Below are 15,343 nucleotides of genomic sequence, written 5' to 3' on the forward strand. Positions count from 1 at the left end.
TGGTGTCGTGATAATATGCAGTAAACAAATCCACAGGGATCATGGGGGAGATAAGATGGACTATAGATATCCGATTGGGCAGTTCACACATGAAGGTGAAGTAACGCTGGATCAAAGGCAACAATGGATTCAAGATATTGCAGACTTGCCTGAACGTGCGAGAGAAGCGGTAAAAGGACTTGATGAAGAACAGTTGAGTTTGCCATATCGGGACGGCGGCTGGATGCTAAAACAGGTTATTCACCACATGGCAGATAGTCATATGAATAGTGTAATTCGCTTCAAGCTCGCTTTGACAGAGGATACGCCCACGATTCGCCCGTATTTTGAGGAGCGCTGGGCTGAACTGAGTGATTCCAGGGATTTAGATATTGAGTATTCCCTTCAGCTTCTGGATGCACTGCATCGCCGCTGGTCGGCATTGTTAAGCTCATTCTCGGATAATGACTATGCTAAACAGTTCTACAGCCCTTCATCCAATAAGACAATGAGACTGGATTATTGTTTGGGACTGTATGCATGGCATGGTAAACACCATGTTGCCCAGATCACTTCGCTTCGAGATCGACTGGGAATATAGAGAGAAATTACAGCAAACTTTCCTCGCCGTATAGGTGGCATGAAACGTCAATTTAGTTGCTCTAAAATGTTTATCTTAAAATAGGACATGCATGTTATACTCAATTGGAATCTAAGGCAATCTAAGATTGAAGGAATACCGAGATAACTTGATTAGAGGAGTGGTTGGTACATGTTTAGCAAATTAGGCCAAGTTATGCTGTACGTCAATAACCAGGACGAATCCCTGGCTTTTTGGACGGAGGTAGCCGGATTCCACATCGTGGATGAGGTCATCCTTGATGAAGGTATGCGATGGATTGAAGTCGCGCCTGCGAAAGACGCACAGACCAGCATCATTTTGCATGATAAAGAGGTCGTGGCGCGTATGTCGGCCGAGCTAAATTTGGGGACACCCTCATTGATGTTTTTCACAGATGACCTTGATCGGTTATATGCCGATTTGTCCGCTAAACATGTAACGGTTGGAGAGATTGTAGAGATGCCGACAGGGCGTGTCTTTAATTTTGCAGATAATGAAAAAAATTACTTTGCCGTGATGGAGCGCAAGGGATAAAATGAAAAGAATTTATAGCTGTACAGTTGTAATCTTATAGCTGGAAGTTCAAGCGGACGACATGTGATGTTGTCCGCTTTTTGTATGGAAAAAACAATGCATATTCTACTAAATTCACACATGAGAAATAGAGAAAATAATGGTTAAAAATGTTATAATGAAGTGTATTGGATTGAGTTGGATTTCATGCAAAAATACTAGTGAAACAGTAGGGTGAACGTAGTGGAGAAGTACCTATTTTACGCGGTAAAACAGGAGGAATTCAGACTTTGGAGAAAACGATAAAAAGTGTGCAGGATCTCTATGACATGCTCGATGCGGACTTCAGATCGGCCAAGCAGTTTTGGGAGCCGTTCTATGAGAATCGGGACAGACCCATTCCGTTTTTTCCAAACAAGCCAGACGAGAATCTGGTTGCTGATGTAGAAGCTGGACGGTTAAGAGGGGGCAGAGCGCTGGAGTTGGGATGTGGCCCCGGTCGGAATGCATTGTATTTAGCAGGGCACGGATATCAGGTTGACGCCTACGATCTGTCAGAGACTGCGATTGCCTGGGCAAAGGAGCGCGTAGCGGAAGAACAACTGGATGTACATTTTGAATGTCGTTCGGTGTTCGATCTGACGCCGAAGCAGGAATATGATCTGGTCTATGATTCGGGCTGTCTGCACCATCTGCTACCGCATCAGCGTATTCCTTACATTGAGATGATTCATCGTGCGCTGAAGCCGGGAGGGCTGTTCGGCATGACTTGTTTTGCACCAGGATTCGGCGGTCAAGGCGGCCCGGAGCATGTGATGGACGATTGGGAAGTGTACCGCGAGAAGTCAATGCGGGGTGGACTTGCTTTTACGGAGGAGAAGCTTCGGTATTTACTGGAGGACCCGTTTGAGTGTGTGGAACTGCGTCCAATGAAAGCGATGGGGCAGGAAGATCCGTATTTTGGTTTGCCTATTTTGTGGGTGACCATGTGGAGAAAACCACAAGTACAGAATGAAAATCTTTATGGGTAACTAGACTACATATCATTCCTGACATAGAGAGAGAAGATCGATGCAATCGAAAGGCGGCAAACATATGGGAGACAGAACCTTTATTATCACAGGTACATCCAAAGGCATTGGTAGACAGCTTGCAGAACTTTGTTTGGAAAAAGGAGACTCCGTCTACGGCATAGCACGCGGAGCATCCGACTTGGGCAATATCTACAAAGGGTACACTCATGTCCAGTTCGACCTTAAAGACATTCATGGGATCGACGATGTAATCTCGGGTATATTGGAGCAGATCCCGCTTCTTTCTGTGGAATGCATCGGACTTATCAATAATGCGGCCATGCTTGAACCGTTGAAACCCATAGATCAGTGTCTTGCGGACGAGATTAGCGTTCATCTGAATATTAGCTTGGCCGCGCCGATGATTCTTACGTCATCTTTTATTCACCATACCAACCATATAACGGCACGCCGAAAAATTATTAATGTGAGTTCCGCTTCGGGCAGTTATCCTGCTCCTTCAATGGCCACCTATTGTACATCAAAGGCAGGAATCAATATGTTCACACAATGTGTCGCGATGGAGCAAGCTTCACAGTCTAATCCGGCAGAGGTCGTCGCTTTTGATCCGGGTATGGTGGATACGGAATTGCAGGCCGTGGCGAGAGGAAAAAGTACAGAGGAATTTGCGCTGTCCGGAGCATTTCGAGATGCTTATGAATTAGGTCAACTGAAATCTCCACATGATGTTGCATTGGAAATCCTGAAGTTGCTGGAGGGGGCGAAGGAGTAGTGAATCTGGCAAACGGGATCACTCTGGCAAGAATCGCATTAATTCCGCTGTTTATGCTATGCTTTCTCGTTCAGCAGGAGCCGGGTTTGATGGTTGCGGTAATTATTTTTGCACTAGCCGCTTGTACGGATAAGCTGGATGGGTATATTGCCAGAAAGTACAATCAGGTGACTAGGTTGGGTAAGTTGCTCGATCCACTTGCAGACAAGCTTCTCATTTCAGTAGCACTTATTATGATGGTTCAGGTGAATATGATTAGCTCGTGGGTTGCAGTTGTTATTATTGCACGTGAAATTGTAATCACTGCCTTGCGTATGGTAGCCGCAGAACAGGGAATCGCACTTGCTGCTGATCAGTATGGAAAAATAAAAATGGTTCTTCAAGTCGTTGCAATCCTTACCGTTTTACTTCATCATGTGATATTTAGTACTTTTACAGATTTGAGAATAGATATGATTTTGATATGGATTGCGACGGGTGTTACGCTGTTATCCGGGTTGAATTATATCATCGTCAATTTGAAGTTATTGAGATAAAAAGGTAAATAAACGTCTCTTTTGCCCTGTACTTCTGTGCAGGGTTATTTGTCTTTGTTTTTGTATAAAATCGTGTGCGATATCGACGTTGTTCCCTGTATACTTAGAATATCTAAATGTACATACAACGATTTCTATAATGTGCACCTCAGTGCGGGTTCAGGAGGACTACATGCAGCAAGAACAAACGGCTGGTTTCCACGGCGACTGGCTTCAATTTATGATTTTGACAAACAAACTGGAATTTCCCCCTTTACCAGTGGATACCATGGATCGTCCAAGGCTCAGCTCGCAATACGATGAAGTTATGCAATCCAAGATGACGCTGTTGACTGCTCCTGCCGGTTCGGGAAAATCAACACTGCTGGGGAGTTGGCTGAGAAAAGCCGCAGGGCATGCGGCTTGTGTCTGTCTGGATGAGAAGGATCAAGATCCACTTCAGTTTTGGCTTTACATTATTCATGCGTTGGACCGCGTGAGACAGGGGTTATGCGGGGAGGTTCTGCCTTATTTCTTGCAACGCTATCCAATCGAGCCGAGAGCAGCACTAATTTTGCTGTTGAATCGTGTTGCCCAGAGTGATCAGCATACGATGCTTATTTTGGATGATTACCATGTGATAACACAGCCGGATATTCATTCGCAGATGCAGGATTTTATTGAAAATCTTCCTTTGTCTATCCATCTGGTCATATCGAGTCGGACGTATCCTCCGTTTAAGCTGGAGAAGCTACGGCTGAGAGGGGAATTGAAGCAACTTACCCTTCAGGAACTTGCGTTTACAGCGGAAGAAGGCATTGACTTTTGCCAGAACGTGATGCGTATCGAGCATGCCAGCAAGGATGCACTTGGGTGGGTACAGCAGACGGAGGGGTGGGCGGCCGGGTTGAAATTGCTTGCTTTATCTCACACACTAGGGGCAGCAGACTCGGTGAAAAATTCAATGACCTTCCTCTCCTCATTCCCATCTCGCTCCATGGATGCAGAAACGGGAAACAGAAACATCTCGGATTATTTGCTTGAAGAGGTATTTCAACGTCAGTCACCAGAAATGCAGCGCTTTTTACTTCGAACTGCGATAACAAGAAGGATGAACAGCCGTTTAGGTCAGGTGTTAAGTGGTTTGGAGGAAGCTCCACAGTTGTTAAGGCAGCTGGAGAAGGAACATCTTTTTCTTATCCCGCTGGATCGGGAAGGGGAATGGTATCGTTATCATCATTTGTTTTCGGCATTCCTGAAGCGTGAGCTAACACGTAATCGCTCAGAGTTGGGCAATGAATTACATGGTTTGGCCGCACTTTGGTATGAACATAACGGATATCCCTCTGAAGCGCTGGATCATTATATTTTTGGGCTACATATGGAGGATGCTGCAAGATTGCTGGAAGAGCTGTTTGCCCATTTCATTATGGGAGAGTGGTGGACACTTCGTAAATATTTTGATGTTCTGCCGCTGGAAATGGTGAAGGCTCGTCCTAAATTATATATGTCTTATCTGTTTCTAGTTGCGCGTGAAATGCCTTACGGGGAGATGGTGAAACAACTGGATGAGCTCGAGCATGTCATCCGCGTGCATCTCCAAGGACAGGTAGCACCAGAGATTATCGAATATTTGCTACAAGTGATCTGTGTCATGAGAGCTTATATGGCGTATCTTAACCGGGATTTAGAAGGACTTTCTGCGTATCTGGTGTCTTATATTGATCAGGGCTATCCTGATGATATCGCATTTCAGTATATGGACTACGATCGAAGAGAGAGCATGCGTGTGAGAAGTTTTCACGGCGTTAATGGTTACTTGAGGAGAGCTGAAGCTTGTTTTGGAGCTATTACAAAGCGCTGGTATGATGAACCTGCCTATGTAACGTCCTACTATGGAGCAGGATATGGTGAGGTTTTGATGGAACAGGGGCAGTTATCCGAAGCAGTGAAGTATGCGGAACGAGCTCTTGAAGTGGCCTTGCAGATTAAAGTGGCGGCACTACTTGTTCCTGTATATGTATTGAAAGCTAGGCTTGAATTACATTCAGGTAGACCTGAGGAAGGGGTAAAGCTGTTGCAGCAGGCTGAGAGTCTGCTGTCCGAGAAGGATACAGAGTACTGGAAATCTGTATTGGAAGCACATCGTAATCGAATATGGCTTGAGCAGAGCCCTGTGGACACGGCCACGCACATACTCGCTAATCCGGTAGACGAACAACAAATGCTCATTGAAATGAGTTGTGATCAACTATTTCAGTGGATGATTCGAATCCGTGCAGCCGTGATTCTTGAGCAGTATGATTACGCGCAAGAGGAACTGCAACGAGTTCGAGAACACGCTGAAAAACGTGATCTGTTGACAGAGCAGATTGAATGTGCCCTGTTAGAGTCCGTGATGTTGCAGAAGCAGGGGAATCTAGATGCTGGTGTTGTAGCTTTATCGCGTGCTCTTATTTTGGGAGAACCTGAAGGATATATTCGTTCATTTGTTGCCGAAGGGGAGCCGGTAAGATGGCTACTTCAGCAGTATTTGGTGCTTCGCCGTAAGATGGCCATCTCGGAAGATGGAGTGAAATTAACTTATGTGAAGCAATTACTCTCTGCTTTTGTCCAAAACCAAAAGGTGCGGGGCCGTTCAGGGCTAGATGATGCCAAGCATGAGCAGAAGGAAGTGGGACTGAGTCCCATGGAGCAGAAAATATTTGGTCATATTGCAGAAGGTCTGACCAGCAAGCAGATTGCAGCCGAATTTGGGATATCACCCGGCACAGTAAATACACATATACGCCGCGTGTTTGCCAAGCTTGGAGCAAGCAGTCGTACGCACGCGGTACAAATTGCTGAGCAACGGGGCTTATTATAAGGTGTGAAACAATGTCTACTTTTTTGTAGACTGTCTGGACGATGTGGTCTCTTCTACAATGAATCTAACGAAATAACGCTGTGAATTTTCGGTGTCGTTAGCGATAAAATTCTGTAGGAGGTTGTGTTAATAAATGTCTATTCGTAGATTCAATTCTAAAGGTTACTCTGAACACCGTTGGAATAAAGTTGCGCCGTATATAGCCGCCGTGTTGTCGCTTACTCTCGTTGGTGCTCCGGGAACAGTAAGTGCCGCGGAGGATGCGAAAAGTATTCAGGACTTGCGTCAGGCTGCTCCTTGGGCCCAGCAAGCTATTGAAAAAGCTACCCAGCAACAATGGATTCTTCCCGACGGAACAGGTCGTTTTAATCCAGGTTCACCCATGACAAGAGGAGAACTTGCACATATGCTGTCTCAGCTTCTGGAGATCAAGGTCTCGTCTTCAGACCAACGACCGAAACAGCTATTTAAAGACTTAGAGCGTACAAGTTCGAACGAATCTTATATCTATGCTCTTCACTTAATTGGCATTATGAATGGGTATCCTGATGGTACGTTCCGGGCGAATGATGTAGTGACGAGAGAACAGCTCGCTGTTACGATGATTCGGGCACTTAAGGTGAAAGGGTATGATGGGGCATCTAATGGACAGCAATCATTATCATTTAAGGATAGCAAGGATATTAGCACCTGGGCTTTGCCCAGTGTGCAGCAGGCCGTTGAATTAGGTCTTCTCAAGGGAGAAAATGGGTATTTTGCACCGAAACGCTCTACGTCCAGACAAGAGATGGCTGTCATTGCGTTACGAGCAACAGATACGATTCAAGTATTGGAGGCAGCAAGTTCAGAGCAAGAAGGTTCCAATTCGCAGGGGTCAAACGATATTCCAGGCAAAGTAACGGAGACCCAAGGTACAATTACAGGAACAGTGGGCAATGGAAATGCTACGGTGAACAACAACAGTAATACTGGTACGATGCCGGGCGGAACAACAGGTGGAGAAAGCGGACGATCAGTTAATCCGGGTAATCCGTCTGTCCCATCAGACCCTCCCAATCCGACGAACCCAACGAACCCAACGAACCCAACCAATCCATCGAATCCAGGAAGCAATAATCGTGCTCCAATCGTTAATCCGGGAGGTTTGCCTGCTCAGGAATTAACGTTGGATCACGCTTCGAAGGACTTGCAGGCCTCTTCTTATTTCAGCGATCCAGAGGGCGGGCCATTGAAGTTCGCTGTCTTGTCGGGAGATGAGAACCTGGTATCCGCTACTGTGACGGACTCAGTAATTCGACTTGCACCGCGGGCTGCTGGTCAGACGATGCTGACCATTCAAGCTACAGATGAACAAGGCGCCAGTGTAACGGCACAACTCCAGGTTACCGTACAAGTGAATACGATTAAACGTCAATTCCCTGACACGCATTTGGCTGGAGCTATAGCATTTTGGCTACAAAAGGATCTGGATGCTCCGCTGACCAAAGTGGAATTAGCCGAGGCTCTTATCCAGACTCAGGGAGGGTTGTATGCAAGAGAGGCTGGGATTTCCGATCTGACAGGTGTCGATATATTTAAAGGATTAAATGTCGTAGAAATTGATCTATCTGGCAATAACATAAGCAAAGCCGATGCTTCCGGGTTCGAACATTTAGAGTGGCTTGATCTGTCGGGGAACCGTTTGAGTGAAATCAATGTCACAGGACTTGAGAATTTGCATTATCTAAATTTGAGAAATAATGAGCTTACTGCGCTGGACGTGACAGGGTTGAATTCCTTGCAAGCATTGTACATGCAAAACAATCAGCTTGTTCATATTCCGGGCGGTCTGGTTGACTTAACGAAATTGGAAGATGTAAGGTTAAATTCGAATCAGATTGACCTCAGAAAAGAACCAGATTCCATAACGCACCAAGCACTACGACTAAAAGAAGAACTGATATATGTTTTTGATGGTGCTCCACCTGAATTAATCGAGGCACCAGCAGGAAGTACGGCTTATGTAGGTGGGGATGAAATCGAGATAGACTTGTCCTACATGTTTAGAGATGAGGATGACGACAGCTCGACACTTGTGTTAGAAGCGGAGTCTCCTGACGAACAATTAGCAACCGTTCGAATGGTTGGACAGAAATTATACGTCACAGCATTAGGGACAAGTAATACGCCTGTACGAATATGGGTAATGGCTACAGATCCGTTGGGTATGACGGGCGGGGGTTATGTAGAGGTTTATCTGAGAGAAGCCCAGTAGAGCATATCGTAGTCTAATTTGAATGGAACGATAACAGACGCACTTTCCTAATAGGAAGGTGCGTTGTTTCCATTTTGTGTAATATAGTATAAGATGAGTGAGATAACGTTAAGTGATAATATGCGATACATAGACAGTAGATTCTAATTTTGATTATTGTAGAACGGAGAAGGGAGTACAGGTATGCCACTTACCAACATTACACCAAGTACCGAAGAAGATTCAGCCTATGTCCGCCAGCAATTGGTCGCCTACAATGCGGCACATGTGAGCGAGGCTTTAAGGAACAGATACGAGGAGCTTCATTTTCATATTCGAAACGAGGCAGGGCAGATTGTAGCAGGGGTACTTAGCACCTTATGCTGGAACTGGGTCGAGCTAGATATCTTGTGGGTTGATGCCAAAGAGAGGCACAAAGGGTATGGAACGAAACTGCTACAGGAGGTAGAGCGTTTGGCCCGGGAGAAGCAGTGTGATTTCATTATGCTGAATACGTTCTCCTACCAGGCCCCCGAATTTTACCAAAAACACGGATACGAGCTGATGACGATGATCGAGAATGCACCTACAGGATACCAACACTACTATTTCAAGAAGGATCTCGTCAGATCAGAAGGAGCAGAGGCATCACGATGATTACAATTAAACAGATTGAACCGCAGGATTTGCCTGCGTTAAACCAGCTGTATCATGAATTGATGGGTACACCTCCCAATGAACAGCAGATGAATGCGCAGCAAATGCAAAAGACGTTTCAGCAAATGAAGAAACAGGGTCACTACTATGTGCTTGGAGCCTATGATCAGGACAAACTTGTGGGATCGGTTATGGGGGTTGAATGCATGGATCTGATGGGTTCTTGCGAGCCGTTTATGGTCGTGGAAAATGTCATTGTCTCCGAACGGGTTCGCAGGCAGGGCGTTGGACAGAAGCTCATGCTTAAGCTCGAACATATTGCCAAAGATCTGGGATGTGCGTACATCATTCTGGTGTCTGGAGATCAGCGCAAGGAAGCCCATCGATTTTATGAGAAACTGGGCTTTGGCGACGAGAAGGTTCAGGGATACCGAAAACATTTATAAAAGGCAGTATGTTTTCTATAACACGGTAAAAAAGGGAGTGAGCCCTTGGCGGACGCTCTCTTTTTCTGTGTTCCAACGGAAGGGTGGGAACTCTGTACAGCCGTATAGCGTATCCTACACCTATACTTTAGGAGCATATCGGGAAGGATAGATTTTTGTTAAACTTTAGGAAAAAGAATACGTAGGAGGTTACCGAATATGCGTATCGTGGATAACATCAAAGTCTGGGGGGAACCGCTGGAGAACGCCGTCAGTCAGGCGGTGACTTGTTCAAAATATGGAGATGTGCTGGGCGTGGCCTTAATGGCCGATCATCACAAGGGATATTCGCAACCGATTGGCGGAGTGGTTGCTTATCGCAACATGGTCAGTCCGTCAGGAGTGGGATACGATATTGCCTGTGGTAACAAAGCAGTGCGCACGAACCTGATGTGGGACGATATTCGTGACCGGATTGCGGTCGTTATGGATGATATTAATACAACGATCTCATTCGGCGTAGGCCGGAACAATCCAAAACCGGTGGAGCATGAGCTGTTCGACGATCCGAACTGGAAGCTCTTCGATACCATCGCAGGCGGATTGCAACAGAAGTTGAAGACACTCGCGCGGAATCAACTCGGAACCGTCGGTAGCGGCAATCATTTTGTCGATATTTTTGTGGAAGAGCAGACGGGCAAGGTATGGATTGCCAATCATTTTGGCAGCCGTGGCTTTGGGCATAAGGTGGCGAGTGGATTCCTTAATCTGGCGGCTGGACGAGAGTTCGGTGGCAAAGCACCGGGTGAATCAATGGATCAGCCGCCGACCCTGTTTGACCTGAACAGTGAAATGGGTGATATGTATTGGGCAGGTATGACGCTGGCAGGTCGTTATGCCTATGCCGGAAGGGATTACGTGATTGAGCAGGTGCTGGATATCCTCGGAGCGAGTGCTGAATATGCCGTACATAATCATCATAACTTTGCGTGGAAAGAGCAGCATATGGGCGAGGAGGTCGTCGTCGTTCGTAAAGGAGCGACACCGCTGGCACCTGGCCAGCTTGGCTTTGTCGGCGGGAGTATGGGGGATATTTCGGTTATTGTAGAGGGCATCCATAGTGAGGAGAATGCCGAGTCCTTCCGCAGTACGGTTCACGGGGCAGGACGAATCATGAGTCGTACGCAGGCAGCAGGCAAAATGAATTACAAACTTCGCACGCGTATGGGCGGCGAAATTAGTGAAGAACAGATGCAAGCCGCCATTCGAGCATATGGCGTGGAGCTCCGCGGAGCTGGCACAGATGAAAGCCCGTTTGTCTACAAAAAATTGCAAGACGTGCTCAATGCGCACGCGAATACGCTCAAAATCAATCATATCCTGCGCCCGGTAGGCGTAGCGATGGCTGGCGGCAATGAATTTGACCCCTACAAGGATTAATCGAAGATCAATCCGGGGCACGTATTATTTTTTGAAAAACTATATAAGTTGAACTATTTTTTACACATTAACGGAGAAGAAAGAAAAAACCTGAAGAAGCGTAGCGGTCGCCTTTATCACCGGGTTTTCCCCTTTGTAAAGGGAATCACAAAAATCTGGGGATAACAGCGATTGGAAGGTTGTTCTGTCTTTGGAGTGGCTTGTGTAAAATCTCTAGTCTAACTTAACTAGAATTCAGACACAAGAAGGAGGGCGAACACGCAATGAGAAACTGTGCGATATACAGCTCCCAGTTTGACCTGGATCAGTTATATGAAATCATTCAATCCATCTATCCCGGGGCCGCCATTCAGCGTAGAGAAGATCAGACACACATACAGGTGATCCAGAAGAAATGGTTTAGCAAAAAAACAAAGGGCTTCAATATCATGACCAGCCAGACGCATCCCGAGGAGTTCGGCACGATGATTCAAGGTATGCTTGGGTTTATGAGTCAGATTGAAGGGCGTAATGTTGCGCTTCAGGAAAAGGTACTGATTAAATGCTCCACCCTGAACATGGTGATCGGCATCGAGACAGAAGAAGATATCTCGGAAGAGTTCTTTAACGAGTTATTACAACTGGCTGAAGCGCTGGATGCCGTCATTTTCTGGGGAGGTGGCTCCCTGCTGAATGCTCAGGGTCAGCTGCTTCTGGATGTAAACGGCGAATCCGAGGTAGAGGATTACACGGTAACTGCACACACGAGTTATCTGGATGACACTCGTCCACCCTCAGTGGACGCTGTGGAGCGCAAGGCACGTTCAGAGCAGCGTTTAGCGGCGCAAGGTGTTCCGTATAATGCCAATCTGCCAGCAAGAGCAGGTGAGCAGGACACAACGATTCGAACGAAGGAAGAGGTTGCGCAGCGTGCTGTAGCTCTCTGTATAGCTGCCCTAAAAGGTGAGTGCCTGGGAGCAGGTGAGAGTGACGATGATACCGCTGCGCTTGTGCAGGAAGTTATCGACAAGTATGATGCTTCCGCCTTCTTTTCTCCGGATGAAAAGTCTTTTCTGAATCAACATGGAGCACAGCAGCAAGAGGTCATTCGCTTCTCTTGGGGATATGAGGCATATCATGTTATGCTGTGGGCGCTAGGGTACGTGGAAGAATTGACTCCACCTACTGAGCTGTGCAACGTAAGTAAGGATGTTGGTTATTTACAGCAAAAGGACAGCTATGCAGAGTTCCTGTCGGATGCCACTCTGCGTAGTAAAGATGAAATTTTGGACGAGGCCGACTTGATCTATCGGTACAACTGGATCTGTGTGAACAGTCGGATTAAGAGCGAAGCGCCGCCTGCAGGGTTGAATCCCGGTGTAGCTTATGAACGGCATCGCGCACTTAACTGGCTCATCTGTTATCTCGATCAGGCGTGGGACGACGTACGTACGGATACGTAAATGAGATCAAAATGAAAAAGAGCCATCGACTAGAATGTTTTATCTAATCGGTGGCTCTTAATTGTTTTATGGAATTGAACCATTGACATGCTAACTTGTTGTGTGAGATATCATAGCCTGGATTTGAGAAATTAGATTCACGCTATTCGTAAATAAGATGTATGATTGATTCGTGGTACGAATCAGAATTCGTTCGGTTGTACCACCGACAGGACCAATCCGAATGGCTGAAGGTTCACTGCCTCCATAGGTATCATCCAGCGTGACAGATGTGATCTGAGCGAGGGGAATTTCATATTTGGATAACTGCCAGCGAATGATGAGTTGATCTTCTACTTGTTTTGCGCTTACAGCAAACATTGGATGACCTCCTTTTTTGTACGTATACAATAGTTCCAGTTTATCATTTTTGGCTAAAAATTCCTAATTAATAAAGATGAAGTCAAATAAAAATCACAACATAAGATACCATGTTTGAGTAAATTCAGGTCCAATGTTCTGTAAGGAGATGAGTTGCATGAAGCACCTCAATGGATATCATTATTTTGAGAAAAGTTTAGGCCCGTTCCTTAATCTTTCGAGCCTGTCTCAGAGAGAGGCTGAAGCAGTCTCACGACAGATTCGACAGGAAGGCCGGGTTTTTGCCGCTCAGCGGTCATCCGACTACATAACAATCAGGAGACGGCTTGAGCATCTGGCATATGAGAAGTTCATAGCAAAGGGAGGAAAGCCGACACAAGACTATCCCCATTATCTAACGCTCGGTATATGTCCCTGGCTAGAATCATGGTATCAGGAGCCGGATCATATCATCATTCCATGGGAAGAGTTACCCGCGGAAGTTGTAAGCTTTACATACGGTGACCTCTTCCCAACGATGCGTTACGAAGACGATAAATCATATCGCAAGCAGGTGTATACCAAAGACGAAATCGTTGAACTGATTAAGACCTATGGTTTGCCACAGGATTGGAATCAGAGCGGCAAACAGGGTCCCGAACGATATATTGAGATTCAGGTCTGGGACAAATTATTCAGAGCCGGCTCAGGCCGGTTTTACACGAAGGAATAGCCCCAGCAAACCGAGTATAGCAAACGCCATAAAAGCTACCGTACTGGAAAACACCTCGATGGTGTATCCCGCCATAAATGATCCTAGGAATTGACCCACGCCCAGTGCAAGAAATGCAAGACTAATGCCGATGGAGACATTCGGCTGGAACAGTCTCGTTGCCCACACAATAAATATACTTGTAAGAAAAATGTACGTGCTGCCAAACAGGACGGCTGAAACCAGACTTGATGTCATCGAAGGCAGGACAATAACGCCAAGCGAGATCGATAGTAACAGAATACCTATTCGATAGGACCAGCCTAACTCAATCCGTTCAATAATCCGACCCGCACTACCCCCAAGTATGCCTGTCACGCCCATAACAATCCAGAACAAGACGGCTTCCGAATCGGAGGCCCCTTTCTCGTCCGTAAGAAAGTTTCGGGCAAAAGTCCAGTAAATCGCAGAGCTTGCGCCAGTTAACATACAAGCCATGAGCAAAGCCGATCCTGGTCTGGTTGGTCTCATGCAAGACCAGATGGACTTCGTACAAGGGAGTGTTTTGGTCGCCGGAATCGCATGTCGGTTCCATAGCACTACGGTTATTCCGATGAGGGCGAACAGGATATAACTCAAACGCCAGTAATCGGTGAATAGCAAGTAGAGCGGACCGGAGACGATAATGCCAAAGCTAGTTCCTGTATTGATCCAGCTGTTCCCTCTGGCGTGCAGATCTGGTGCGAGTTCTGCACTTACTGCATTCCCGAGGGCTGGAGAGGCCCATCCTGTGCTGAGTCCGGCAAGAAAAACGCTGACCGCAAGCAGCCAGGTATCATGTGCCAGTCCGATGCCTATCAAGCCAAGAATAGCACTGATTCCAGCAAGCTGAATGACGTAATGGTGCCCTTTGTGATTAATGATGAGTGGCGCAGTCAGAAGGGCAAGACAATACGCAATATAGGTTGCCGAATTAATGGCCCCGGATGCCGATTCGGATAATTGTAGAGCCTCGGAGATTTCTGGCATAAACAGTCCGTAACTGAAACGCCCAAAAGCATAACATACTGCGATCAGGGCAACGCCAGGAAGGACTATCTTTTTCATTGGATTCCACCGCCTTGTTTTATATAGAACGATCATTATATTTCTGATGAAAATAAAAAAGTGAGTTGAAATATGAACTCACCCTTTGTGTTATGAATTGAAACTATTTTGAGTCATGTGAATCAGTTCCTGGCAGACCTCTTTTACATTTTCCGTTTCGGCCAGCGCCGTCGAACCCTCTAACAACAGCATAAATTGCATGATGCTTTGATCATTTGCTTCGGGATCACTTTTTTTTATCAGGGTTATGACTTGTTTTTTGTGCCCGTTAACGGTTTGCACGATAGCATGGTTTGGATCAGCCCCGAATTCTTCCTTCGCTCGCAAAAAAAGACATCCCCTTGCTTCATGTTCCATCAGCCACTTGGCATGACCCTCAGCCAGATTAAGAAAGACGGACTGTGCCTTGTTATCTGCATATGAACGGAGTTGCTCCAGATAGCGCTGTTCGCGGCGCAGAAGCACCTCGACAATCAAGTCTTCCTTGGACGCAAAGTGATTGTATAACGTCATGATGGCCACGTCAGCATCGGTAATGATCCGTTTTAAGCCAATGGCATGAAAGCCATGCAGATAGAACAGGTCCTCGGACACGTTCAGCAACATTTCCTTTTTGCTACTCATAGTCGCTTGCGCCACTCCTTCCACCCATTTTCAGTAAAAATAGAATGATCATTATATCCAAAA

General features: G+C 46.3%; 15 protein-coding genes. 12 read left to right on the forward strand and 3 right to left on the reverse strand.

All coding sequences use genetic code 11. The annotated features are described in order from the left end of the window. The first annotated feature begins 55 nt into the window (after positions 1 to 55). The 11 genes from FS818_RS01020 to FS818_RS01070 all read left to right on the forward strand — a co-directional run bounded on the left by FS818_RS01020 (position 56) and on the right by FS818_RS01070 (position 12,498). A complete protein-coding gene (locus FS818_RS01020) occupies positions 56 to 580 on the forward strand; it encodes a YfiT family bacillithiol transferase (RefSeq protein ID WP_145328816.1) in 525 nt (174 codons plus the stop codon). 171 nt (positions 581 to 751) lie between these two features. Then, a complete protein-coding gene (locus FS818_RS01025) occupies positions 752 to 1,135 on the forward strand; it encodes a VOC family protein (RefSeq protein ID WP_145328817.1) in 384 nt (127 codons plus the stop codon). 269 nt (positions 1,136 to 1,404) lie between these two features. Next, positions 1,405 to 2,145 carry a class I SAM-dependent methyltransferase gene (locus FS818_RS01030; protein WP_145328819.1) on the forward strand — a complete coding sequence of 247 codons (741 nt, stop codon included), beginning with the start codon at positions 1,405 to 1,407 and terminating at the stop codon, positions 2,143 to 2,145. Between the two features lie 40 nt (positions 2,146 to 2,185). Further along, positions 2,186 to 2,920, forward strand: coding sequence for an SDR family NAD(P)-dependent oxidoreductase (locus FS818_RS01035; protein WP_260989762.1), 735 nt, complete (start codon positions 2,186 to 2,188; stop codon positions 2,918 to 2,920). Beyond that, on the forward strand, positions 2,920 to 3,456 hold the full coding sequence (pgsA, locus tag FS818_RS01040) for a CDP-diacylglycerol--glycerol-3-phosphate 3-phosphatidyltransferase (RefSeq protein ID WP_145328821.1): 537 nt from the start codon (positions 2,920 to 2,922) through the stop codon (positions 3,454 to 3,456). The genes FS818_RS01035 and pgsA overlap by 1 nt, the downstream gene beginning before the upstream one ends. 172 nt (positions 3,457 to 3,628) lie before the next feature. Then, on the forward strand, positions 3,629 to 6,301 hold the full coding sequence (locus FS818_RS01045; RefSeq protein WP_186375388.1) for a winged helix-turn-helix domain-containing protein: 2,673 nt from the start codon (positions 3,629 to 3,631) through the stop codon (positions 6,299 to 6,301). Between the two features lie 133 nt (positions 6,302 to 6,434). Further along, positions 6,435 to 8,555 carry an S-layer homology domain-containing protein gene (locus FS818_RS01050; protein ID WP_145328825.1) on the forward strand — a complete coding sequence of 707 codons (2,121 nt, stop codon included), beginning with the start codon at positions 6,435 to 6,437 and terminating at the stop codon, positions 8,553 to 8,555. Between the two features lie 183 nt (positions 8,556 to 8,738). Then, on the forward strand, positions 8,739 to 9,191 hold the full coding sequence (locus tag FS818_RS01055; RefSeq protein ID WP_145328827.1) for a GNAT family N-acetyltransferase: 453 nt from the start codon (positions 8,739 to 8,741) through the stop codon (positions 9,189 to 9,191). After that, entirely contained in the window at positions 9,188 to 9,637 is a 450-nt protein-coding gene (locus FS818_RS01060; RefSeq protein WP_145328829.1) for a GNAT family N-acetyltransferase, read from the forward strand. The genes FS818_RS01055 and FS818_RS01060 overlap by 4 nt, the downstream gene beginning before the upstream one ends. Before the next feature lie 198 nt (positions 9,638 to 9,835). Then, complete coding sequence (locus tag FS818_RS01065) at positions 9,836 to 11,056, forward strand: RtcB family protein (RefSeq protein ID WP_145328831.1); 1,221 nt, start codon at positions 9,836 to 9,838, stop codon at positions 11,054 to 11,056. Between the two features lie 263 nt (positions 11,057 to 11,319). Continuing rightward, positions 11,320 to 12,498, forward strand: a complete 1,179-nt coding sequence (locus FS818_RS01070; protein ID WP_145328833.1) for a DUF4272 domain-containing protein — start codon at positions 11,320 to 11,322, stop codon at positions 12,496 to 12,498. Positions 12,499 to 12,588: 90 nt separating this feature from the next. On the opposite strand, the gene FS818_RS01075 is transcribed toward FS818_RS01070, so the two are convergent. Next, positions 12,589 to 12,858, reverse strand: coding sequence for a SunI/YnzG family protein (locus FS818_RS01075; RefSeq protein WP_145328834.1), 270 nt, complete (start codon positions 12,856 to 12,858; stop codon positions 12,589 to 12,591). Positions 12,859 to 13,015: 157 nt separating this feature from the next. On the opposite strand from FS818_RS01075, the gene FS818_RS01080 reads away from it, so the two are divergent. Then, a complete protein-coding gene (locus FS818_RS01080; RefSeq protein WP_145328836.1) occupies positions 13,016 to 13,570 on the forward strand; it encodes a hypothetical protein in 555 nt (184 codons plus the stop codon). Here FS818_RS01080 and FS818_RS01085 read toward each other — a convergent pair. Beyond that, positions 13,544 to 14,656, reverse strand: a complete 1,113-nt coding sequence (locus FS818_RS01085; RefSeq protein WP_145328838.1) for an MFS transporter — start codon at positions 14,654 to 14,656, stop codon at positions 13,544 to 13,546. The two genes, FS818_RS01080 and FS818_RS01085, sit on opposite strands and share 27 nt — an antisense overlap. Before the next feature lie 90 nt (positions 14,657 to 14,746). Continuing rightward, on the reverse strand, positions 14,747 to 15,280 hold the full coding sequence (locus tag FS818_RS01090; RefSeq protein WP_145328840.1) for a TetR/AcrR family transcriptional regulator: 534 nt from the start codon (positions 15,278 to 15,280) through the stop codon (positions 14,747 to 14,749). Positions 15,281 to 15,343: the final 63 nt, after the last annotated feature.

The sequence above is a fragment of the Paenibacillus xylanexedens genome, assembly GCF_007680605.1.
Classification (GTDB): Bacteria; Bacillota; Bacilli; order Paenibacillales; family Paenibacillaceae; genus Paenibacillus; species Paenibacillus xylanexedens_B.